We start from the raw sequence: 22414 nt of genomic DNA, 5'->3' as shown, positions 1-22414 counted from the left end.
CATTTCAGTAAACGTAATAAATAAGATTATATATAAAAAAGAAGCATGGATTAATCTAATGATCCATGCTTCTTTTCTTAAGTTATAAATTCGCAGATTGTGAAGGTTGTTTTTCATATTGTTTCTGTTTAGATAATGAAATGAAAATAATTAATAGTGAAATGACACCGAAAATTAATACCATGTACTGTAAATCAATCGTATCTAAGAAGAAACCTGTGCCAAGTAAGACAATTTGGAACATAACTCTCTCAAACATATTACGGAATGAGAAAAGACGGCCGTGATAGCTTTTTTCCACTTTCGTTTGGAAAATTGTCGACATAATAGGGAAGAAGCAACCGACACTAAAACCAAACAAACCAAATGATGTAAGTGACATCCATTTTATATCGCTAAAGAACAACGATAGATGTGCAAAAGCGGTACAAACTGCGAAGAAATATAGTAATTTTTCAGGTTTGAAATGGTCAGATAAACGTTTAATAACGAAGGCCCCTAACATAAATGCGACACCTTCAATTGTATATATAAAGCCTTTAATCGTTGGATCATGTTGCATTTCACTTATGTTAATTACCATTAAATTAAATCCAGTTATAAATAATAGAGGGATAATACTTAATATAAGTGCTGTAAAAGCAATAGGAATGCCTTTTAATATACGAAATACTTCCATAAAGCTATTATCTTTTGCAGCTTGTTTACTTGGTGTTGTTGATTTCTTATCTTCGAATTGTAGGAAGAATGTTGAGAGGAATAATAAAGCGTATGCAGCCATCGAGAAGGCATACATATACTGTAAACTCATTACAACTAAAAGAATTCCACCTAGTGAAGTACCTGCAATACGAGCGATTGTACCTACATTCATATGTACACCGTTCATCTGTAATAATTCATGTTCACGTACGATGAGAGGAATTACAGATTGTAATGCAGGGAAGTAAAATGCTGCTGAAATTTGAAGAGCAACCATAAATGCAATCATAAAGGCAATACTTTCAAATTGGATAGCGAAAAACATAAAAATAACACTAATAACACGACCGAATCCAGCATAAAGAAGAACTTTTTTCTTTTCATACTGATCAATGACGCGACCAGCCATAGGACCGACTAGAACACCTGCTAATAATCCGATAAATAATATAACGGATTTCATAAAGTCAGAAGGGACATATTTTTGCATAAATTCAAGGTTGCCAAGAATACCAAGCCATAGCCCTAGACCAGCAATAAACTCCCCAATTAAAACAATCCAAACATTTTTATTGCGCCACATAATATAAAACCTCTCCGTCTTTTAAAATGAAAAACTCGTATATAAAACCTCCTTATTTTATGTATTATTATTAACGAACTTTTTTAGAGTCAGAGTCTATAATACGTGTTTCATGAGTGGATTTCAATCTTTTTGATTTGTCAAAAATTTGATGTGTTAATTGATAAAACAAATAAGTCAAAATGTAAAAAACTTATGATTAAATATTTATTGAAAGTAAGGATACGTCAAATAAAAACATCAAGAAATTATCACAAGTGGATAATTTCTTGATGTTTTTTATGCTTTAAGCAGAATATTCTTCTTTACGTACTTCAAAAAATTCATTACGACGTAAGTAATTATAAACTTTCTCTGAAACCTTTTCTTCTTCAGACATTAAGAAACGATGATCAAAAGCATAGAATGATTGACCTTTAATTAATTTTACGTAGTATATTTTACACGCCTCCTCTAGCAGGATTGGAACTTACCTAATCTTATGATGGCCTATATGCTTGTGAATCATACTTGAAGTTTCAAAGGATAGAAGCTAAACAAATTGAAAAAGCTTACAAAACTGTAATGTTGTTGTCACGTTTTCCGATAGTTAAATACAATTACTCCCATCTATACTACAAATAAGTTACATAAAATAAGGGGGTAAAAAGATGGATGAAGTAATTGGAGAAGTAGTAGCAGGTATTTGTGAATTTGTGGTGGAAGTAACGGCGGATGCTATTGGTAGTCTAACTTCAGGAAATGAAAAAAGGGAAAAAGAAACTATATAGAAAGATTTAAAAAACAGATTTTAGCATACTTAAAAAACTGTGAGATACATTCTTACAGTTTTTTATTATTTTTTTCAAAATAATAAATGACATATGTTTAAAAGAGGAATTGAAAATATGAAATAGAACTTATTAGTTATCTGAATCGTGCACAAATAATAATAGAAAGAAGATGATAAAATGAGTAAAGAAGAGCTTGTAAAACAACAGTTTGGTAATAATGCGGAAAAGTATGTGAAAAGTAAAATTCATGCTAAAGGGCCGGATTTACAATATGTAGTTCAACAAGTTGAGTCTCGTCATAATTATCGTCTTCTTGATATCGCTACTGGCGGTGGACATGTTGCAAATGTATTAGCTCCATTTTTTAAAGAAGTAGTTGCCTTAGACTTAACTGAAAAAATGTTAGAGAGTGCGAAAAATTTTATTATAAGTAATGGACATGAAAATGTATCTTTTGTCGCTGGAAACGCTGAAAGTTTACCATTTACAGATAGTTCTTTTGATACGATTACGTGCCGAATTGCAGCACATCATTTTATGAATCCATCTCAGTTTATAAATGAAGTAAATCGTACGTTAGAAGATAACGGATTGTTTATTTTAATAGATAATGTTTCACCGGAAAATAATGAATTTGATACATTTTATAATTTTATAGAAAAAAAGAGGGATCCGAGTCATGAACGGGCGCTGAAAAAAACAGAATGGATTACCTTGTTAGAAAAAAACGGTTTGCAATTGCAGTCATGTCTTACTTTTGACAAGAAATTTGAATTTGACTGGTGGTGCGATATGATGAATGTACCTTTGCAGAAACGCGTGAAGCTAACAGAATGTATGATGAAAACATCAGTTGAAATGCAAGAATTCTTTAACATTGAATATGAAAAAAATAAAATTATATCGTTTTATACTGAAATGGCACTGTTTGTATGTAAAAAAAGCGCGACATTAAAAAGATAAATTTCTTGCAGTCTTTTCAAAGTAAGTTATACTTAGTACAGAGAATATGAGAATTGAGGAAATGTAATAATGATTCGCTTACGTATTGAAGGAACTGAAGAAGAAATGCTTGAATTTATGGAAAAAATGCCGGATATTCCTGGATTTGAAAAAACACATATGAGAGAACCGAGAAAAGGAAATAATCCAAAATATGATTCAAGTAAAAATGTACTAGCATATTTATCTTATAAAAAGATTGAAGTCGCCAATAAATAGGCGGCTTTTTTAGTTTGCACCGTTTCACAGCCTTGTCTTTTTCACATAATAATAATAGTAGATTATGCTAAAGAGGGGTGAGGATAGTTAATAAGAAAATCATCTTTTTTGGAGACTTTGGTATTGACGATGCGGTGGCATTAATTTATGCAAATAAAACATGTAAATTAGATATTATAGGTATTGTTGCTGAATACGGGAATGTATCGCGAGAAATTGTAACGGAAAATGTGTATTTTTTAGAAAGATACTATGCTACAGAAGTAAAAATCATAGAAGGTGCAGCAAGACCGATGACGGCTGAAGAGCCTTTGTTCTTTCCTGAAATCCATGGGGATCACGGTTTAGGACCTATTATTCCACCTGAAATGAGGATTTGTAAACGGGAAAATTTTTGTGAATTAATTAAATTAATTGAACCTTGTCCAGAAGATATTATTATCGTAGCGACAGGACGATTAACAACATTGGCGACGTTATTTTTATTATATCCAAATGTAATGGATAAGGTATGTTCGTATTATATTATGGGCGGTGCTTTTTTATTTCCAGGTAACGTTACTCCTGTATCAGAAGCTAATTTTTATGGAGATCCAATCGCCGCAAATATTGTGATGAAGTACGCAAAGAATGCGACTATTTATCCGTTAAATGTAACGCAAGGAGCCCTCATTACTCCTGAAATGGTGGATATTATTAATAAAGAAGGAACAGGGCAGGCTAAGCTTATTAAACCAATGATTGATTTTTATTATGAGAACTTTTATAAAAAAGAATACCCAGGTATTGCTGGAAGTCCAATTCACGATTTACTTCCGTTCATTTCTTTTATAAATGACGAAATTTTTGAATATAAAAAATCTGCAGTTTGGATTAGTACGACAAATGACGTAACAAGAGGACAAAGTGTGGCGGACTTTAGAAAAATAGCTGAGCCGACAACATTTGATAATAGGCCTGTTCAAAAAATTGCAGTTGGTTTTAACTATCCTGCATTTAAAGAAGAGTTTATGCGGACAATATTAAAGCCTGACTGTCCTTAATATGTGTAATGCGAATAACATCAATCCTAAGTCAAAAAATGGTCGTTCATTATTTTAAAATAAATTAATAGTTGATCTGTATGAATAACTACTGAAAAATGTAACATAACTAAGGGTAAGCAATTGTTTCTAATTATATTTTGATCTGTGAAATATAAAGGAGGTTATCATATGATTTGGTCTTTAATCGTCGGTGGTATATTAGGATGGCTTGCGAGCTTAATTACTGGAAAGGATGTACCTGGTGGTGTAATTGGTAATATTATTGCTGGTATTATCGGTTCTTGGATTGGTTCGAAATTACTTGGTAGTTTTGGTCCAGTCATTGGCGGATATGCAATTATTCCAGCTTTAATCGGTGCGATCGTTTTAATTTTCATCGTAAGCTTCTTATTACGAGCAATGCGAAAATGAATGTAAGGACTGTTTACATTTGTAAGCAGTCCTTTTTATATGTTATGCTAGTATTATACAATCAGGAGGTGTCAGCATTGAAAACATTTACAGTAAATTTCCATCAAGAAGATAATGCTAAAGCGACAACAGTACATAAATTAAGTGAAGAGGACTTCAATAAAGCAACAGAAAAAGGTACTCGTCATCTATTTGATTTAGATACAAACGTTGGATTCTTCGTATTCTTTGACGCAGAAGATGCAGAAGGTAATGATCAATACTTAATGTTACAATACGAAGGGGATCATGAAGAGCCAACTGCGTGCTACGGATTTGATTTAAAACTATACTATCAATTTTTAGCACTATACTTAAATGATCTTGAATTCCACGGTGAAACAGATGAGGAAGAGGAAGAGTATGGCCCAATTCATCATTTAGCTCACTTACTATATCATATTGTTGAAGATGGTAAGTCAATCGAAGTGTAAAAATACATATGTAAAGCTGTCCCTTTTTGGGCAGCTTTTTTTATTTTTTAAGCAAAATATACAAAAACCTTGCTATAATTTTGTATATTTATATGTTATGAATAGGAAGTGAAGTATTTGTTTACAATTGAGAACTATAAAAACTCTTTAATAAAAGGACTCGAGACAAAATCCTCTGATTTGATTGCAAGGTTAAAAGCGACAACACAGTTTACTTATTATAAAGAAATAGATTTATTAGATTTTACTGCTTTTGTTCAGTCATTTGAACTGTCAATCGTTATGTTTTCAATGGATGGAGATGCTAATGAAGTTTTTTATGAAGGAACTGATGAGGGGATTTTTTCTGGTAGCTATAATGTAATGGATGACGTTACATATTATACGTTCAGTGATGAAGAATCTGATGAGTTCTGGGATTTTTACGAAAAAAATGATGAGAAGTTATCTGAAATTGAAATGAAAGTTATAGTAGAATGGTTTGCTACATGCTGGAATAAAGCTGGTGGTATGAATGTTGAATTACCTTCTTACTTTAGTTTTCATGATTATGATGAATGTTATGATTTACATAATGGTAAATGGATTTCTGATGGTGATAGATGGTTCGATTAAACAAAAAAGCAACAAGGAAGGCTCATCCTTCTTTGTTGCTTTTTCTATGTTTAAAGGGAGGATTTTAGTGTAAATGGCGAGAAGGGATATATTAAGGAGATGGGAAAAATGATAAATAATACAATCCCGAATTTTTTAAAATTATGGGAAAGTGACGATGTAGAATTAGAAGTTCTTAATCAATACTTTACTTCGCATCCAGAGATATTTGATGAATACTTTAAATATCATTGTCCTAAAACGAGAGAACGTCTTTCGAATGCCATTAAACAATATCCTGAAAAAATAGAAGATATTCGTATCATTGCAGAAGCATTACTGACTATTATTCAAGAGATAACGAATGCATATCATTATAAATATAACTTTGATGTAAATATGAAGTTTCATCTGTTTGTTGGAGGATTTGGCTCTAATGCATTTGTAGAAAGGGAAATTATTGGTGACATATTTTTTGCGGCAGAAAAATTATCTCCAGATTCGAACCATCTTCGTGTTATTGTCGCTCACGAAATAGGCCATATATATCATAATGTTATGTTACAAAATGATGGCATAGATTGGGCAAAAGCTGAGTGGACTGACGCAGCAGTTACTTTGTATCGTGAAGGTGTCGCAACATATTTATCAAAGCAAATTATAAAGGACGTCAATGAATCAGTGTATTACTCATATGACAATGAGGGTGAACGTTGGTTACAATATTGTATAGAAAATGAAGAACATATAAAGAAACGTTTTTTGGCAGATTATATTGAAGGATGGACGTTTGAAAAAGAGAAAGAATGGTTCCGTTTATCAGGAGGGAATTATTTCGGATATAACCGACTCGGTTATTTTTTAGGAACAGCTTTTGTAGAATATGTTGTGCAAGCATTGGGTGAGAGTGAAGCATTTACTTTTTGGAACAAACACAATTTGAAAAGTAGTGTAATGGATTGGTTATCGAAATGAATAAGATTATAATAAGGGGCTGAAATGTATGAAATTGTATGTAAAGATAGTTATGTTATTTCTCGCTTTTACATGCATATTTGCATTAGCAGCATGTAAAGGGACAGACGAAAAAAAGGAAACAAATCAGACATCGGAAAATAGTAAAGACAATCAGAATAACTCTGCTGAAGAAAAGAAAGAACCTGATACAAAATCAAATAATGAAGGATCAACAAAACCAAAGACTGATTCAAGCACGAAAGATACAGTAATAAATCAAAAATCAATTAACTATGTTAAAGATTTGTTTGAACTAGCGAAAGAAGGAAAAGTAGCTAACGTTCCGTTCGCAGCTCATACAGGAGATATTGAAGAAATAGAAAAAGCTTGGGGGAAAGCAGATAAAACGGAACAAGCAGGTAACGGAATGTACGCAACTTTTACAAATAAAAATGTTTCCTTCGGTTTTAATAAAGGATCACAAGTTTTTGATGTACGCTCCTATCATGCTGAGCTAAAATCAATTACATTACAAGAAATAGAGAAAGCATTAGGAAAACCAGCTTCAGTTAAAGTAAATGGGGAAGATAAAATATATGTATATAAAGTAAACAATCAGTTTGAGTTAAAATTTATTATTCCAAAATCGACTGGTAAAGTAAATCATATTTCGGTATTTTCGCCAGAAGATAGTATTAATAAAATGGCAGGATAATAAAAAAGGATGTCACAATAGTCTCAAGACTTTTGTGACATCCTTCTTTTTATAAAGAAAGCATCCTATAAAATATGAGTAGTATGCTCCGAAAGGTCTTTTTTCATTTTATTACGTTCTATATTTTGAATAAACATTGCTTGAATAATGCCTCCGACTACTAAGAAACAAGCACAAATATAAAATAGCATACTACCGTTTAGTTTACTTAGTAAAACCGCACCAATAACAGGACCGCACGTTCGAGATATATCCCAATGTAATCCATAAATTGAAAAATACAATCCACGTTTATCTGTAGGAGCGATTTCTGAAACGAATCGAAATAAATGGTTTAAAGCAATACTTTCCCCAATAACTAAAAAGAGTAATGTGAAAAATAATGAAGCGATTATTTCTGAAAGCCCGTAGCCAATGGCAGCTATTGTATAGCAGGTGTAAGAAATAAGAATAATTTTCGCCATTGAAAATCGTTCAGACCATTTCACGAGAAAAACTTGTAGAGTGATTTCCATAATAGCTTTGCATGTTGTAATAAACACGATTATGCGTTCGAAATCCGGAAGTGTATGTTTCACGAAAATAAGATAATTTGTCTCAGTTTGTGCATAAAAAAAGCTAATAGGAAGTGTAGTAATCATCAGTGCTAAAACGGTGTAATGTTTGTGTACAAATTGTTTTGGAGATGATACTTCAAGTTTTTGTGTTGGTTTTGTCATTGCTGGAGCGGTTTCTGGAAGTTGCGTCCAAATAACGACTGCATATACTATAAGTGCAATGCTTTGCACCGTAAATACATATTCAGGGTGAGTCCGATAAAAAATAGTACCAATTAAAGGGCCAATCACGGAACCGATTGCAGCCATCGTATGCAAAAGAGCAAAAATTTCTGCTTGTTGTTTTTGTTTTGTTAAATCAGCAATTTGTGCCCGTTGAGCGGGAATATATAAGGAACGGCCAACCCCATTTATGACGTATAACAATGCAAATATAAAAACGGATTGAGCAAAGACGAAGCAGCCGATTGCAATGCCTTGTAGTAATAAGCCGAGTAACATAATTTTTTTTCGTCCATATTTATCAGTAACTCCCCCAGCAATAATTGTAAATACAATATCTGAAAGCGGTTGTAATCCGAAAATGAGCATGGTTATTATTATATTACCGTTTAACATTTTATTAACGTAAATAATCATAATGATGGCTAACATGGATTCTGTTGTTCGAGTTAATAATTCACCGCATAGTCTAATGATGATTGGTTTATTGTAACGTAATAAGAGATGATTCAATATTATTTCCTCCTTTCTATATTGAAATGATAAGATGAAAGGAGAATTGGAAAAAGGGTAGAAAGAATAAGGAGTATTTTTCACCTTTTAGGGGGAATATGATGTTTATTTTAGATCAATACATTGAACTATGGATTGCCTATGGCAAAAGGGAAAAAGAAGGAGAACAATTAGAAATAACAGTGCAAAATATATCCGAAACATTATTTTGTACGGAGCGTAATAGTAAATTAATAATAAAAAAATTAGAAGAACTACGTTGGATTACTTGGTTTCCAGGACGCGGGAGAGGAAATCGTTCTAAATTAATCTTTCAAAAGCAACCAATTCCACTAATTTTAGAAAAAGGAAAAGAACTAACGAAAAAAGGAGATGTGAAAAGTGGAATCTCATTTGTAGAACGCTACAGCTCACAATTTCCATCAGTAAAGGAAGAGTATAAAGTTTGGATAGATTCAATATTTGGTCATCAAATAGAACGGACACCTGAAGGAAGAAAAGACGTACTTCGTTTGCAAGTACAGATGAACCTGGACATCGCTTTAGATCCGGTTTACGCTACAATGCGCTCAGAATGTCATATGGTTAAACATATTTTTGATACACTCGTATATGTAAATGAGGAAACAAATTGTATAGAACCAAGGCTTGCTTTTCACTGGGAATATAATAATGCTGACAAGGTTTGGACATTTTATTTAAGAAAAAGCGTATATCTTCATAATGGAAAACGACTTACTGCACATCATGTTATACATTCGTTGAATCGATTTATGGAAGCTGAAAACAACCCACACGCATGGATGTTACAACATGTTAAAAATGTTCGTGCAGTGGATGAATATGTTGTTGAAATTCAATTACATACGGAAAATAGGATATTTTTACACATGCTAAGTGCAGAACAATGTTCTATCGTACATGAAGATGAAACGGGAATCTTCATTGGTACAGGTCCTTTTATATTACGTGAGAAAAATGCACAGTTATTTGTATTAGAAGTGAATGATTTATATTATCGTGAAAGACCTTTTCTTGACCGAATTGAACTAATGAATGTAGAGCAAAATGTAAATACGTATGATGTATTAGTAAAGGCGCAGTATAAAGATAAAGAAAAGCCTAATAAAGAGTTGTCTCGGCTTGAATCGAACGTGACATATGTAACGTGTAATCTTGTAAAAGAAGGGCCAATGCAAGATGAGTTGTTTCGAAAGGCGCTATATAAAATTATTCATGGCGATAAAATTGTTCAAGAGATCGGCGGTGAACGTGGAGAAATAGCGAAGAAACTAATATTAGCAAATGAAAGCATAGTAGAGATTGAGGAAGATATTGCTAGTTTAATGAAAAGGAGTATGTATCAATATGAAGTGTTGCAACTCTACACGTTTACAGGACGAGATCACGTAGAAGATGCAATATGGATACAAAAAGAGTGTGCGAAGTACGGGATTCGTGTAGAAACTAATTTTCTTGAAATAGAAGAGCTATTGGAGATCAGTACGATACAAAAGGCTGATATGATGCATGATAGTGCAACTATTAGCGAACGAATTGAAGATAGTCTGCTATATATGTTTCTTACAAAAAATAGCTTTATTCATGGGCAAAGCAACATGGACTTTCATAAAACGTTGTCACCGTATTTTAAACAAGAACAAGTAGAAAAAAGAGTTACATTGTTACGCGATATTGAGAGTACATTGTTACGTCAAATTCATATTATTCCTTTATACCGGAACAAACAACAAGTAACTTCTCACGAAAAAGTACAAAATATAATGATTAATTCACAAGGGTGGATTGATTTTTATGAAATATGGTTTACATGTGATATATAAGGGTTTTTACGCATTTTATAGGATGCGTGAGAACTCTTTTTTTTTGTGAAATAGGGTTGTTTTACACATTGTTACGTTACTTGTGATAAAAGTCTATTTACAGCGTAACAGTGTTATGTTACATTGTTATCAGGAAGGAGTGTTATACAGTTGAGTACAGATTTAATTTCAAAAAAAGATTTATTAGAACTAACTGGTATTTCATACGGACAGTTATATAGGTGGAAAAGAAAAAATTTAATACCGGAAGATTGGTTTGTACGAAAGTCAACATTCACGGGTCAAGAGACATTTTTTCCGAAAGAAAAGATATTAGAGCGTATTGATAAAATTCAAACGATGAAAGAAGATTTATCCCTTGATGAACTAGCGAATATGTTTTCACCGAGTGTAAGTGAAATTCTTTTAACTAAGGAAGACGTCTTACGTAAAGGGATTGCATCAGAGCCAGTTTTACAATTCTTCATAGAACAAACGAATAAAACAACAGAGTTTCAATTTGTAGATATTCTTTATGTGTATATGTTAGAAGAATTACTACAATCAGGAGAGATTAGTTTAGAAGAAGGAAAAATGGTCCTGCAAGTTTTACGTGAAAATTATGAAGCGATTAAGCATAAAACTTGTGATTTAATCATCGTTCGAAAGTTAGGGATTTCTACATGTTTCTTAGTTTCAAACGTGGATGATTTAATTTTTGAAAAAGGAACCAAAATTGTTTTACGCGAAGCGATTATGAAATATACCGAAGCATTAAAAACTAAACTGTTGTAGTGGAGGAGAAAGTATGCGTACAGATAATTTGATTATAAATGGTTACGGTTCATCGAATGGCGGCGAGTTTCATAAAGTGCAATTAAATGGAAAAGGGACTGTTAATGGAAATATTGAATGTGACCAGTTTGAATGTAACGGTTACGGTGCTGTTACTGGAAATTTGAAAAGTAGCAATGCAAGAATTAGTGGATCGGGTAAAGTCGATGGCACAGTTCATGCAGAAACGATGCGCATTGATGGAAAAGCAACAATTACGCAAGATGTGAAGGCGAACAGTTTGAAAATTGCAGGAAAAGGTACGATAGGTGGAAATGTAACTGGTGAAGAGTTTAAAGTCAATGGTCAAGCGACGATTGATGGTAATTGTGAAGTGGATACTTTTTCTTCAGAAGGCCAATTTACAATTGGTGGATTATTAAGCGCCGATGAAATAAATATTAATATTCACGGTACATGTCGAGCGAAAGAAATTGGTGGTCAAACGATTAAAGTAAAACATAGACTAAGTACTTTTAGTAGACTGTTTAAATCAGTATTTGGTATGCAGTTAGAGGCTGAACTATTAGAAGGTGACAATATTGATATTGATTATGCTCACATAAGAACGGTAAGAGGAAACAATGTGATAGTAGGAGCGAACTGCGAGATTGAACTCATTGAATATACGGGTGTTCTGACTGTCGATAAAAGCGCAAATGTAAAAGAAATTAAGCAGGTTTAATGGGAGGGGAAAAGTAATATGGAACATCAACATAGTCTTACTGTCAATGGCTCTGGTAGTTCAGCAGGCGGGGATTATAACAAAGTGAAGATACGCGGCGAAGGAACGATTTCTAATGATATGAGTTGTAATGAATTTAAAACGTATGGAACGAGTGATGTACAAGGTAATATGAAAGTGAAAAATTATGTCGTGTATGGAGATAGTGAAGTACAAGGAAATGTAACTGCGGAATATGTAAAAATATACGGAAATACACAAATGAATAGTGATGCTCATATTGAAAAAACGAAAGTAAGAGGTATGATAGAAGTTAAAGGGAAGTTTACTGGTGATTTCGTAGATGTGAAAGGCGCTTTAAATGTGAAAGGAGATATCGAAGTTGAAGAACTATCACTAACTGGTGGTCTTGAAAGTGATGGATTACTTAATGCTGAAAATATTGAAATTTCACTTCGTTATGAAGGAAGTAAAGTGAGAGAAATCGGCGGTAAAAAGATTACTGTTCGTAAAAAAGCGAGATTTATTCCATTTACAAGTCACGCAGGAAGCCTCCAAACGTCTGTCATTGAAGGAGATGAAATTTATTTAGAGCATACTATCGCTGAAGTAGTAAGAGGTAATAACGTTACCATTGGTCCAGGGTGTGAAATTAGTGTTGTAGAATATCATACTAGTTTTAACCAAAAAGGTAATGCAGTCGTAAAAGAGCATAAACAAATATAAGTAGTACGAGGGAGAGCAAGGTTATGGTTGAGAAGAATAATAAGCTCGGCTTTGTTGTGGCGGGCTTATTGCTAGGTATTTTAATGGCATCAATGGATAATACCATTGTCGTAACAGCAATGGGAACAATCGTTGGTGACTTAGGAGGCCTTGAAAACTTTGTATGGGTCGTTTCTGCCTATATGGTCGCAGAAATGGCAGGTATGCCGATATTCGGAAAACTATCAGATATGTATGGTAGAAAAAGATTCTTTATTTTTGGTTTAATCGTCTTTATGATTGGTTCGGCACTGTGTGGTACTGCTGAAAATATTACACAGTTAGGTATTTATCGTGCCATTCAAGGTATTGGCGGCGGGGCATTAGTGCCGATCGCGTTTACTATTGTTTTTGATATTTTCCCTCCTGAAAAACGCGGGAAAATGGGTGGATTATTCGGAGCAGTATTTGGTTTATCAAGTATTTTTGGTCCGTTACTTGGTGCATATATTACAGATTACATTAGCTGGCACTGGGTATTTTACATTAACTTACCGCTTGGCGTTTTAGCACTTATTTTTATTACATTCTTTTATAAAGAATCACGAGTTCATAGAGAGCAAAAAATTGATTGGTTTGGTGCAATTACTTTAGTTGGTGCAGTAGTTTGTTTAATGTTTGCTTTAGAGCTTGGCGGACAAAAGTATGATTGGGATTCTAGCTTTATTTTAAGTTTATTTGGCGGATTCGCTATTTTAATTATTGCATTTATTTTTATTGAACGTAAAGTAGAAGAACCGATTATTTCATTTGAAATGTTTAAACAACGTTTATTTGGAATGAGTACTATAATTGCATTATGTTACGGTGCTGCATTTATGTCAGCAACTGTATACATACCGTTATTCATTCAAGGTGTATACGGCGGCACTGCAACAAACTCAGGATTATTACTTTTACCGATGATGTTAGGATCAGTCGTAACAGCGCAATTAGGTGGATTTTTAACGACGAAGCTTAGCTACAAAAACATTATGATTATTTCTGCAGTTATTATGCTAATTGGACTATTTTTATTAAGCACATTAACGCCAGAAACAAGTCGTATATTACTAACGCTTTATATGATTATTATTGGCTTTGGAGTAGGTTTCTCATTCTCTGTACTAAGTATGGCAGCTATTCACAACTTCGGTATGGAACAGCGCGGATCTGCAACTTCAACGAGTAACTTCATTCGTTCATTAGGAATGACACTAGGTATTACAATCTTCGGGATGATCCAAAGAACAGGTTTCCAAGATCAATTAGAAGAAGCATTTAAAGGTATGAGCGGGGGAATGAATACAAACGCTTTAGGAGATTCAAGAGCTATCCTATCAGAATCGGCAAGATCTCAAATCCCGCCGCAAATATTAGATAAAATTATTGACGCCCTTTCTAGCTCCATTGTTCAAACATTTATGTGGGCATTAGTACCAGCAGGTTTAGCCTTCGTATTTATTTTCTTTATGGGAAATGAGCGCATGGTAATTAAGAAACAACAAACGAATAAAAAGAGTGAAACATCAAAAGCGTAATGAAAAAGCTACTTTCCAATTGGAAAGTAGCTTTTTCGTATGTACGGATTTAGATTAGCCTTCGATAATTTCGTATTCTTCGTCTGCTAATAATAAAACTTGTGTTTTCTTACCTTTGTTTTGAACTTCGATTACATCGTATGCACCTAAGTCTCTTAGCTTGCTTTGAGAAGCGTTAACCATAACTTCCATAGAATCAATTAAGATATCTTCTTCAATGTATGATTCAGGCAATGCCATATCTTCTGTTTCTAATACACATGCATATAGATTTTGTAAGTTTTCAGCAGTTGGATTTTGTTCCTCAACATCAATGATGTTTTTTACTGCTTCCATATTTTCTTCTTTTGCTTGGTATACTTTAATTTTAGCCATTGTTTTATTCTCCTTTATAACGTAATCGTAGAGGCTACACCTTATTATAACGTTTTTTTCATGAAAGATGAAATTGTTATATGTATTTATAGGAGAATTTATGTGTTATTACTCATTATTGACGTAATTTCATTATTAATGTGATGAGTAAGTAATTATATTCCGAGCTTAAAGTTATATTGTCCAAGCTTTTTTATACGCCGTTCATATTATATGTATTAGATAAAATATATAGAGAAGGGATGGAGTGTAAGTGGGTTGTGAGCCGAAACGAAATTATCGATGTTGCCAAAATAGTATTTGTGAATTTTTGCGAAATCTAGAGCCTTCTACAAAAGTTGAGAGTATTGTAATCGCCGGAAACGAAATTGTTGTATCTTATTTTCTTTCATTTAATAAGAGGAATGGCATCGTATCCTTCGTACAAGAGGATAATGAGGTTATTTTTGTAGATTGTTCTAGGATTGATGCAATTCGAATAGGAAAAGTTTGTAGTTGTAAAACGAAAGTTAAATTTATTGAAGAGGATTTTAGTCTACTTGGAAATGTTTGTCCGCAATGTTTAACGGAGGGAAGTACACTCTTTTTCGACTTTCATAATCCTGAATTGAATGTATCACTACAAGCAAAAACAATTGATGCACCTAGTTGTACTGAGTTTATAGATGAGGTGGGGAATGTCGTAAAGCAAATTACTATAATAGGTGAAGCGATTGTTTCTAAAGATTTTGTTCAAGAGCCTGAACTATTAAACTTTCGATTAGTTTTATCTGAGACGGCTGCGAATCCTGTAAAGTTTGGAATACTGTTCATTAATTTCCCAGATCTTACGTTTATTATTCTTTTCGCATCGAGTGGATATCTCAACATCTCGAACTGTTTGAAAATCGAGAGTGGAGCTGGTAATACTGAGATAGAAGAGATGAAAAAGATGATATCGAATGATGAAAATACGTACACATCAGTTGTTCAAGTGACTAAAGTATATAAAAACGGAGGAACAGAATCATTTGTTTATAAAAATGAGTTATAACATATGCATTTAAATGAACCCTTAAACCAATGTTGAGGGTTTTTACATAATAAAAAATTATAAATTGCGAATTATTATTAAGTATAATATATATAAACCTTTATATAGGACAGTTATTTACTTATTATTAGATGTTATAATAATTTTATATTTATGAATAATTTATAATAATATGAAGTTTAGTAGAAGTTTGCTTATATGTAGAATAAAAGGACTTATGAAAAAGTAGAAGTACATTGATTCTAACGAAAGAAGGAATGCGAATGATATATGAAGCGAATATACATACGAGAGAAAAATTAGTTACTATGTTCGAAGGTTTCAATAATGTTGTTTTACTTTCTTATTTACAAGGACATATGGGTACTGCTTGGGTAAATGATCTTGAAAATCCAACAGTAGCGCAAGTTACGGTAGGGATCTTTACATTTTACGCTGGGGATTCGAATGCGAAAGAAACTGAAGAGTTATTACGTAACATTCCTGATAGAATGTTAGTAATCGCAAATAGTGAAGAGTGGAAAAAACGCCTAGAAACATGTTACGAAAGAAAAATAGATAAGTTTTTACGCTATAAATTCAAACGTAATGCGGAATTTTTTGATCGTTCAAAATTACAATCTTTTATATCAGCGCTTCCAAAAGGATACGAGTTACGAAAAATAGATGGACATATCGTAAATATCCCTACATTACATAAGGTTTCTGAAGATTTTACAAGTCAATTTCAATCAGTAGAAGATTATTTAAACCGAGGTATAGGGTATAGTATTTTGTACAACGGAGCAGTTGTATGCGGTGCATCATCATACAGCATTTATGATAATGGGATTGAAATCGAAGTGGCGACTGATCGCAATCATAGAAGAAAAGGATTGGCGACTATAGTTAGCGCAGCGTTAATCTTGGATTGTTTAGAAAAAGAGATATATCCAAACTGGGATGCAGCAAATACTACATCTGCTAAACTAGCTGAAAAGCTAGGATATGTTTTTGATAAGGCGTATGATACTTATTTTGTGGATAATAGTTGAATTCGTTTTAAATAAAAGAGCAGCTAGCAAAAGCTAACTGCTCCTCTCCAAGGGAGAATGGAGAAATACAATCATGTTATTTACATTATTGACGGAACAGTAATTTTTAATCAAATAACTATATAAGTTTAGATAAAATATCTTTAATTAAACCTGATGCTCCGATAAAGAGTACTGATAGAAAAACGATTGAGAATATACTTTTTTTAGGTTTTTTAAACTCTAGGTAAATGTTAATAATGGCACCAATTGCAACTACAATAAAGATAACGAGTCTTATTACATCTATCATGAATAACGCTCCTTTTTATTACTTAATTGTATTATATAGGAATTCGTCTTCTGATTGGTTTATTGGAATACGATTTAAGGTAACTTTAAACAAAATAATCTTTTATACGAATGTAATGTTGGGGGAAAAGGAGACGTATGTAGTAATTGTATCTCTTGTAGAAGCTGATGGTGACCAAATAAAGTACGGTTCTTAGTTAAGTGGGAGAGATAATTTATATTTTGATATACGCTCTCTTTAGGCGCACTTACAGCTTACATAATAAAACATGCTTATCATAATGATCTAAACACCAATTATATTTTTTTAGAATAATTGGATGAACCGCTTCTTTCGTAGTATCGACCTCAGTATAGCTATATTTTTTATAAAATTCTTCTAATTCTGCAAAAGGAAGACAATATACATGTTGTACTTGTAATTTCTTCGCAGTTTCTACTAAAAATGAAACAAGTTCCCCAGCTAATTGTAGACCCCTAAATTGAGGGAGAATAAAAATCCCACCCATTTCTATAGTATCTTTATCTATTTGGACTAAACGACCAACACCTGCATACGAATTGTCATATGTAATGATTGCCACGATATCGCGTTTTAAATCACTGGGTACAAATCCTATCGATTTATATTGATTATTAATCCATTCTAAATCATTAGAGGTGGCTAGTTGAATACTCATTTGTATCACTCCTTTGGAAAATTCGATATATTTGTATTATACAGAATGTAAAGCGGTTAAATTTAGATGATTTTTAATAACAGTTCAAGTTTTGAAGAATAGTGCATACAATATAAAGTCTTTTCCTTTCTTCATTTAAGTTTTACGTATATAATTTAAAAGTACTATTTTTATTTTATATTTTTTATATTTATAACAGAATAGAGGTTTAAAAATGGGTGTTAAAATCATTACGGATAGTGCGGCGGATTTACCGGTAGAATTGCTGCAAGCATATGATATTGATTTAATTCCACTCCGTGTTTATGATGAAGCAGAAACAGAGTATTTAGATGGAGTTACATTAGAGTCAGTTACATTATTGCAAAACATGAGAGAAGGCGCAGTTTATAGAACGTCATTGCCATCACTTGAAACTTTCCAAGAAAAATTTGTTTCTTATGCAAAAGAAGGTAATCCTTGTATATATTTAGCTTTTTCATCTGAACTATCTGGTACATATCAATCATCAGTTGTTATTAAAGAAGAAGTGAAAGAAACATATGCAGATTTAGATTTAGAAATTATTGATACGAAATGTGCTTCGCTTGGTCAAGGGCTTGTCGTATTAGAAGCGGCTAAAATGGCGAAAGACGGCGCATCAAAAGAAGATATTTTAAAACGTGTCGATTTTCTAATGAACCATATAGAACATATCTTCACTGTAGCTGACTTACAGTACTTAGTGAGAGGTGGGCGTTTAAGTAAAGTAGCTGGTTTTATCGGTGGTTTACTAAACATTAAACCGATCTTAAACGTGCAAGAAGGAAAGCTTGTACCACTTGAAAAGGTACGTGGGAAAAAGAAAGTACTTAGCCGAATTGTAGATATTATGGAAGAGCGCGGAAAAGATCTTAAAGATCAAACAATCGCTATGACCCACGGTGATGACTTAGAAACAGCTGAAGCATTAAAAGGATTAATTACAGAAAGATTTGGCTGTGAAGTATTTATCGTAAATACAATTGGAGCAGCAATCGGAGCGCATACAGGACCTGGTGCGTTAACATTGTTCTTCTTAAATGAGGTAGAGTAAAGGATTGATCTTTTGATCAATCCTTTTTTATTGTAAGGTAATAATTTCTAATTTTTGGTATGGTATTGATTCCTTAGGTAACTAGTGATAAAATATTTGTTTCTCTATTAATAAATGAAATTCAAACAAGTTTAATAACCTTTTAAAATTAATTATAAAATAGGGTGTTAAATTTTGTTAAAAATAATAGAATTTTCATATTGGAATTTGGAGGTTTATTATGGTTTTTTTTAGTTTGAAAGTACAATGTAGTGTTTGTGATAATAAAGTCGGATTGAATCGTTATAAAGTAAAAAAATCGAATGCCTGGGTTTGTCCAGATTGCTTAAAAGCAGCTGGTGGTCTGACTGTTGTGCCAGTAAATAAAATTACAATTGAAGAGATTAAGGCAATGATTGAAGAGAAAAAAGCTGTAGTTGATGCAAGGGCAGAAAAAATTGCTGAAGATCCGATGTCAACTGCTGAAGGAATGTATCAATACTGTGTTGATAATAATTATGGGTCTGGGCATAACGAAAAATGGGGTTTAAAACATTTCGGAGTAATTGAAAAAAACTTGATGCAAGGTGAAGAAGTTCTAATGGCGTTTATCGGATTACATAATTATGAATCTGCAACAAAACATGATCGTAATTTCGCATATACTATTACTAATAAACGAATAATGTTCGGGCAAAAATCTTTAACTGGTGAGAAATTCAAATCTGTAGCCTATGAAAAAATAAATGATATAACATTTGAAAAAGGGTTATTATTCGGTGTTTTAACGATTGATACACCACAAGAAAAATTTAATATTTCTTTAGATAAAGAGTCAGCAACAGCTATTAATAACAATGTTCACCAAGTTTTGGATTCATTAAAAAATAGTACAATTGAAACTCAACCTGTTTCAGCATCTGGGGTATCTGTAGCAGATGAACTGAAAAAATTCAAAGAATTATTAGATTTGGGTGTTATTACAGAAGAAGAATTTAACGCAAAGAAGAAACAGTTGCTCAATTTATAAACGTGCTATTTTCTCATAACCAAGATGAATATGCTTGAAAAAGCTTATTCTAAGTTATGGGAATAAATAAAGTCTAAAAGTAGATGATTTCTGTATTTAACGGGAATCATCTTTTTAATTGGATTTTAAGTCTGAATATTTATTTATGTTAAAATTCTCTTTATTCATATATAATTGTGTAGGGGTTGAATTTTTGTAATTATTTGTAAAAGAGGGGGCGACATACATGAACAGAATCGGCATTATCGGAGCAATGCAAATCGAAATAGACTTACTTTTAGAAAAACTAGCTATACAAGAAGAACAGACGATTGCGGGAATGCCCTTTTACATTGGCGAATTCATGGGAACAGAAGTAATTATTACACGTTCTGGTGTAGGGAAAGTAAATGCAGCCGCATGTACGCAAACATTAATTCATAAATTTGATGTAGATGCTATCATCAATACGGGTGTTGCTGGAGGGTTACACCGAGATGTAAAAGTTGGTGATATTGTTATTTCAACGAATGTTACCCATCATGATGTAAGTAAAACACAAATGAAAAACTTATTCCCCTTCCAAGAAGAATTTATCGCAAGTAAGGAATTAGTAGAGTTAGCACGTATTGCATGCAATAGTAGTAGTTTACATATGGAGATTCATGAAGGAAGAATCGTCAGCGGTGAATGTTTTGTTGAGGATTCAAAACTAAAAGCGAAATTAATAGACGAATATGCACCTCATTGTACAGAGATGGAAGGCGCAGCAATTGGACATGTTGCCCACATAAATGATATACCGTTTCTCGTTATACGATGTATTTCGGACAGTGCAGACGATGAAGCTCAAGTTTCCTATGATGATTTCGCAAGAACTGCCGCAAATTATTGTTCAGAAATTATCGTTGAGATGCTGAAAAATATATCGAATAATACTTATAGTTCAAAAGGAGAGAATGAAATGTTACAAGCATTAATTTTTGATATGGACGGTACGTTATTTCAAACAGAGAAAATTTTAGAATTATCGCTAGATGATACTTTTGATCATTTACGTTCATTACAATTATGGGATACAGTAACACCTATCGATAAATACCGTGAAATCATGGGTGTTCCATTACCGAAAGTTTGGGAAGCGTTATTACCGGATCATTCTCTTGAAGTAAGAGAACAAACAGATGCATATTTTTTAGAAAGATTAATTGAAAATATTAAGAGCGGAAAAGGTGCATTATACCCGAATATAAAAGAAATTTTTACATATATAAAAGAAAATAATTGTTCAATTTATATTGCTAGCAATGGTTTAACTGAATATTTACGAGCAATTGTATCTTATTATGACTTAGACCAATGGGTTACTGAAACGTTTAGTATTGAACAAATAAACTCACTTAATAAAAGTGACTTAGTGAAAAGTATTTTGAACAAATATGATATAAAAGAAGCAGCAGTAGTTGGAGACCGTTTATCTGATATAAACGCAGCGAAAGATAATGGCTTGATTGCGATCGGATGTAATTTTGATTTTGCACAAGAAGGTGAAATTGCTCAGGCGGATATAGTAATAGATGATTTATTGGAGTTGAAGGGGATATTGCCTGTTGTGCAGAGGTAATAAAGTCATTTTAAAAAACTATATAATTGTATAAAAAGCCTTCTTCCACTAGCGGAGTAAAATTCATTTGTGATAAATCAGTAATCGTTTGATTTATTTTAAAACTGAGTAGAGGTTTATAAATTGTGCAGTTTTTTGCCAATACCTATATGTCTTATTTCACGGGGGAAAGTATGCTTAAAGATAATTTTAAAATTAGTAATATTCCTACGGTTTTATGGGGAGATAAGAGTGAAAAAATTTTTATTGCAGTACATGGAAATATGTCCAATAAGGAAGATGCAGTTATTCAAATATTAGCTGAAGCAGCCAATCAAAAAGGTTATCAAGTATTAAGCTTTGATTTACCTGAGCATGGAGATAGGAAAAATGATAATACTCCTTGTAAAGTACAGTTTTGTGTTAGTGAATTATCTATAATCATGAATTACGCAAAAGAACATTGGAAAGAAGTAAGTGTGTTTGCATGTAGTATCGGAGCTTATTTTAGCCTTTTAGCCTATCAAAATGATGTGATAGAAAAGGCATTATTTTTATCACCAGTAGTTAATATGGAACGAATTATCGAAAATATGATGAAATGGTTTAATGTAACACCAGAACTTTTGCAAAAAGAAATGACTATAGAGACACCTATTGGTCAAAGATTATATTGGGATTATTTATGCTATGTAAAAGAACATCCTATTAATTCATGGAATACAGATACATATATTATGTACGGAGCCAAGGATGAACTATGCGAATTTGAAACTATTAATTATTTTACAAAAAAATATCGTTGTGAATTAGAAGTCATGGAGACGGGTGAACATTACTTTCATACTGTAGAACAGTTAAAGATATTTGAACAGTGGTTAAACAAACATATCAATTAACAAATTATAATTTATTTTGAGTCTGTTAGAGAAGAATGACGA

26 protein-coding genes are annotated in these 22414 nt (G+C 32.6%); 20 read left to right on the top strand and 6 right to left on the bottom strand.

The genetic code is table 11. The features are described 5' to 3' along the window. Window positions 1–82 precede the first annotated feature (82 nt). A complete protein-coding gene (locus tag BAQ44_RS21100; protein WP_071723538.1) occupies window positions 83–1285 on the bottom strand; it encodes an MFS transporter in 1203 nt (400 codons plus the stop codon). 286 nt (window positions 1286–1571) lie between these two features. Beyond that, the gene (locus BAQ44_RS21095; RefSeq protein ID WP_071723536.1) at window positions 1572–1724 is read right to left on the bottom strand and encodes a YqbF domain-containing protein; all 153 of its coding nucleotides are present in this window, start codon (window positions 1722–1724) and stop codon (window positions 1572–1574) included. 511 nt (window positions 1725–2235) lie between these two features. Here BAQ44_RS21095 and BAQ44_RS21085 point away from each other — a divergent pair. From BAQ44_RS21085 to BAQ44_RS21050, 8 genes are all read left to right on the top strand, one after another. Then, window positions 2236–3021, top strand: coding sequence for a class I SAM-dependent methyltransferase (locus tag BAQ44_RS21085; protein WP_071723533.1), 786 nt, complete (start codon window positions 2236–2238; stop codon window positions 3019–3021). Between the two features lie 69 nt (window positions 3022–3090). Continuing rightward, a complete protein-coding gene (locus tag BAQ44_RS21080) occupies window positions 3091–3279 on the top strand; it encodes a DUF3970 family protein (RefSeq protein WP_063259970.1) in 189 nt (62 codons plus the stop codon). Between the two features lie 77 nt (window positions 3280–3356). Then, window positions 3357–4322: a nucleoside hydrolase gene (locus tag BAQ44_RS21075; RefSeq protein ID WP_061679672.1), complete on the top strand. Its 966-nt coding sequence runs from the start codon at window positions 3357–3359 to the stop codon at window positions 4320–4322. A gap of 171 nt (window positions 4323–4493) precedes the next feature. Further along, complete coding sequence (locus tag BAQ44_RS21070; protein WP_000638305.1) at window positions 4494–4736, top strand: GlsB/YeaQ/YmgE family stress response membrane protein; 243 nt, start codon at window positions 4494–4496, stop codon at window positions 4734–4736. A gap of 77 nt (window positions 4737–4813) precedes the next feature. Continuing rightward, window positions 4814–5209: a hypothetical protein gene (locus BAQ44_RS21065; protein ID WP_000847586.1), complete on the top strand. Its 396-nt coding sequence runs from the start codon at window positions 4814–4816 to the stop codon at window positions 5207–5209. Between the two features lie 117 nt (window positions 5210–5326). Continuing rightward, window positions 5327–5824: a hypothetical protein gene (locus BAQ44_RS21060; protein WP_071723532.1), complete on the top strand. Its 498-nt coding sequence runs from the start codon at window positions 5327–5329 to the stop codon at window positions 5822–5824. A 108-nt stretch (window positions 5825–5932) separates the two neighbouring features. Continuing rightward, a complete protein-coding gene (locus BAQ44_RS21055) occupies window positions 5933–6778 on the top strand; it encodes a gluzincin family metallopeptidase (protein ID WP_071723529.1) in 846 nt (281 codons plus the stop codon). Window positions 6779–6806: 28 nt separating this feature from the next. Continuing rightward, window positions 6807–7475, top strand: coding sequence for a YjgB family protein (locus BAQ44_RS21050; RefSeq protein ID WP_071723527.1), 669 nt, complete (start codon window positions 6807–6809; stop codon window positions 7473–7475). A 65-nt stretch (window positions 7476–7540) separates the two neighbouring features. Here BAQ44_RS21050 and BAQ44_RS21045 read toward each other — a convergent pair whose 3' ends face one another. Continuing rightward, window positions 7541–8767 (bottom strand): MDR family MFS transporter, encoded by a 1227-nt coding sequence (locus BAQ44_RS21045; protein WP_071723525.1) that lies wholly within the window; start codon window positions 8765–8767, stop codon window positions 7541–7543. Between the two features lie 101 nt (window positions 8768–8868). Between BAQ44_RS21045 and BAQ44_RS21040 the strand changes: the two genes are divergently transcribed. From BAQ44_RS21040 to BAQ44_RS21020, 5 genes are all read left to right on the top strand, one after another. Beyond that, window positions 8869–10611, top strand: a complete 1743-nt coding sequence (locus tag BAQ44_RS21040; RefSeq protein WP_071723523.1) for an ABC transporter substrate-binding protein — start codon at window positions 8869–8871, stop codon at window positions 10609–10611. Window positions 10612–10761: 150 nt separating this feature from the next. Beyond that, window positions 10762–11385: a YhbD family protein gene (locus tag BAQ44_RS21035; protein ID WP_000102259.1), complete on the top strand. Its 624-nt coding sequence runs from the start codon at window positions 10762–10764 to the stop codon at window positions 11383–11385. 13 nt (window positions 11386–11398) lie between these two features. Further along, a complete protein-coding gene (locus tag BAQ44_RS21030; protein WP_071723520.1) occupies window positions 11399–12109 on the top strand; it encodes a bactofilin family protein in 711 nt (236 codons plus the stop codon). An 18-nt stretch (window positions 12110–12127) separates the two neighbouring features. Continuing rightward, window positions 12128–12835 (top strand): cytoplasmic protein, encoded by a 708-nt coding sequence (locus BAQ44_RS21025; RefSeq protein WP_063259962.1) that lies wholly within the window; start codon window positions 12128–12130, stop codon window positions 12833–12835. 23 nt (window positions 12836–12858) lie between these two features. Next, complete coding sequence (locus BAQ44_RS21020) at window positions 12859–14394, top strand: MDR family MFS transporter (protein WP_071723519.1); 1536 nt, start codon at window positions 12859–12861, stop codon at window positions 14392–14394. A 54-nt stretch (window positions 14395–14448) separates the two neighbouring features. Here BAQ44_RS21020 and BAQ44_RS21015 read toward each other — a convergent pair whose 3' ends face one another. Then, complete coding sequence (locus BAQ44_RS21015) at window positions 14449–14769, bottom strand: hypothetical protein (RefSeq protein ID WP_001062734.1); 321 nt, start codon at window positions 14767–14769, stop codon at window positions 14449–14451. A 253-nt stretch (window positions 14770–15022) separates the two neighbouring features. Between BAQ44_RS21015 and BAQ44_RS21010 the strand changes: the two genes are divergently transcribed. Beyond that, window positions 15023–15802 (top strand): BC_2878 family exosporium-associated protein, encoded by a 780-nt coding sequence (locus BAQ44_RS21010; protein ID WP_071723516.1) that lies wholly within the window; start codon window positions 15023–15025, stop codon window positions 15800–15802. A 263-nt stretch (window positions 15803–16065) separates the two neighbouring features. After that, a complete protein-coding gene (locus tag BAQ44_RS21005; protein ID WP_071723514.1) occupies window positions 16066–16836 on the top strand; it encodes a GNAT family N-acetyltransferase in 771 nt (256 codons plus the stop codon). A gap of 118 nt (window positions 16837–16954) precedes the next feature. On the opposite strand, the gene BAQ44_RS31185 is transcribed toward BAQ44_RS21005, so the two are convergent. After that, on the bottom strand, window positions 16955–17128 hold the full coding sequence (locus BAQ44_RS31185; protein WP_080467486.1) for a hypothetical protein: 174 nt from the start codon (window positions 17126–17128) through the stop codon (window positions 16955–16957). Here BAQ44_RS31185 and BAQ44_RS30695 point away from each other — a divergent pair. Then, complete coding sequence (locus BAQ44_RS30695) at window positions 17127–17324, top strand: hypothetical protein (RefSeq protein ID WP_145925753.1); 198 nt, start codon at window positions 17127–17129, stop codon at window positions 17322–17324. The genes BAQ44_RS31185 and BAQ44_RS30695 overlap by 2 nt on opposite strands. A gap of 51 nt (window positions 17325–17375) precedes the next feature. Here BAQ44_RS30695 and BAQ44_RS21000 read toward each other — a convergent pair whose 3' ends face one another. Beyond that, window positions 17376–17807 (bottom strand): GNAT family N-acetyltransferase, encoded by a 432-nt coding sequence (locus BAQ44_RS21000; RefSeq protein WP_071723512.1) that lies wholly within the window; start codon window positions 17805–17807, stop codon window positions 17376–17378. 214 nt (window positions 17808–18021) lie between these two features. Here BAQ44_RS21000 and BAQ44_RS20995 point away from each other — a divergent pair, with 214 nt between their 5' ends. From BAQ44_RS20995 to BAQ44_RS20980, 4 genes are all read left to right on the top strand, one after another. Further along, window positions 18022–18882, top strand: a complete 861-nt coding sequence (locus BAQ44_RS20995) for a DegV family protein (protein WP_061679684.1) — start codon at window positions 18022–18024, stop codon at window positions 18880–18882. Window positions 18883–19102: 220 nt separating this feature from the next. Beyond that, complete coding sequence (locus BAQ44_RS20990) at window positions 19103–19891, top strand: PH domain-containing protein (protein WP_071723510.1); 789 nt, start codon at window positions 19103–19105, stop codon at window positions 19889–19891. Window positions 19892–20117: 226 nt separating this feature from the next. Further along, entirely contained in the window at window positions 20118–21494 is a 1377-nt protein-coding gene (locus BAQ44_RS20985) for a 5'-methylthioadenosine/adenosylhomocysteine nucleosidase (RefSeq protein WP_071723508.1), read from the top strand. Window positions 21495–21667: 173 nt separating this feature from the next. After that, the gene (locus tag BAQ44_RS20980) at window positions 21668–22372 is read left to right on the top strand and encodes an alpha/beta hydrolase (protein ID WP_071723506.1); all 705 of its coding nucleotides are present in this window, start codon (window positions 21668–21670) and stop codon (window positions 22370–22372) included. The last annotated feature ends 42 nt before the right edge of the window (window positions 22373–22414 follow it).

It is taken from the genome of Bacillus mobilis, assembly GCF_001884045.1.
GTDB classification, from domain to species: domain Bacteria; phylum Bacillota; class Bacilli; order Bacillales; family Bacillaceae_G; genus Bacillus_A; species Bacillus_A mobilis.
Note: the sequence above shows the minus strand (reverse complement) of the source record. Positions and strands in the feature narration are given on the sequence as shown.

Excerpts from the sequence above, each read along its gene's own strand:
- BAQ44_RS20995 (WP_061679684.1), top strand. The coding sequence starts at position 18,022 with ATGGGTGTTAAAATCATTACGGATAGTGCGGCGGATTTACCGGTAGAA.
- BAQ44_RS21100 (WP_071723538.1), bottom strand. The coding sequence starts at position 1,285 with ATGTGGCGCAATAAAAATGTTTGGATTGTTTTAATTGGGGAGTTTATT.
- BAQ44_RS21015 (WP_001062734.1), bottom strand. The coding sequence starts at position 14,769 with ATGGCTAAAATTAAAGTATACCAAGCAAAAGAAGAAAATATGGAAGCA.
- BAQ44_RS20980 (WP_071723506.1), top strand. The coding sequence starts at position 21,668 with ATGCTTAAAGATAATTTTAAAATTAGTAATATTCCTACGGTTTTATGG.
- BAQ44_RS30695 (WP_145925753.1), top strand. The coding sequence starts at position 17,127 with ATGAATAACGCTCCTTTTTATTACTTAATTGTATTATATAGGAATTCG.
- BAQ44_RS21050 (WP_071723527.1), top strand. The coding sequence starts at position 6,807 with ATGAAATTGTATGTAAAGATAGTTATGTTATTTCTCGCTTTTACATGC.
- BAQ44_RS21085 (WP_071723533.1), top strand. The coding sequence starts at position 2,236 with ATGAGTAAAGAAGAGCTTGTAAAACAACAGTTTGGTAATAATGCGGAA.
- BAQ44_RS21020 (WP_071723519.1), top strand. The coding sequence starts at position 12,859 with ATGGTTGAGAAGAATAATAAGCTCGGCTTTGTTGTGGCGGGCTTATTG.
- BAQ44_RS21025 (WP_063259962.1), top strand. The coding sequence starts at position 12,128 with ATGGAACATCAACATAGTCTTACTGTCAATGGCTCTGGTAGTTCAGCA.
- BAQ44_RS21055 (WP_071723529.1), top strand. The coding sequence starts at position 5,933 with ATGATAAATAATACAATCCCGAATTTTTTAAAATTATGGGAAAGTGAC.
- BAQ44_RS21000 (WP_071723512.1), bottom strand. The coding sequence starts at position 17,807 with ATGAGTATTCAACTAGCCACCTCTAATGATTTAGAATGGATTAATAAT.
- BAQ44_RS21005 (WP_071723514.1), top strand. The coding sequence starts at position 16,066 with ATGATATATGAAGCGAATATACATACGAGAGAAAAATTAGTTACTATG.
- BAQ44_RS21080 (WP_063259970.1), top strand. The coding sequence starts at position 3,091 with ATGATTCGCTTACGTATTGAAGGAACTGAAGAAGAAATGCTTGAATTT.
- BAQ44_RS20990 (WP_071723510.1), top strand. The coding sequence starts at position 19,103 with ATGGTTTTTTTTAGTTTGAAAGTACAATGTAGTGTTTGTGATAATAAA.
- BAQ44_RS21030 (WP_071723520.1), top strand. The coding sequence starts at position 11,399 with ATGCGTACAGATAATTTGATTATAAATGGTTACGGTTCATCGAATGGC.
- BAQ44_RS21040 (WP_071723523.1), top strand. The coding sequence starts at position 8,869 with ATGTTTATTTTAGATCAATACATTGAACTATGGATTGCCTATGGCAAA.
- BAQ44_RS31185 (WP_080467486.1), bottom strand. The coding sequence starts at position 17,128 with ATGATAGATGTAATAAGACTCGTTATCTTTATTGTAGTTGCAATTGGT.
- BAQ44_RS21070 (WP_000638305.1), top strand. The coding sequence starts at position 4,494 with ATGATTTGGTCTTTAATCGTCGGTGGTATATTAGGATGGCTTGCGAGC.
- BAQ44_RS20985 (WP_071723508.1), top strand. The coding sequence starts at position 20,118 with ATGAACAGAATCGGCATTATCGGAGCAATGCAAATCGAAATAGACTTA.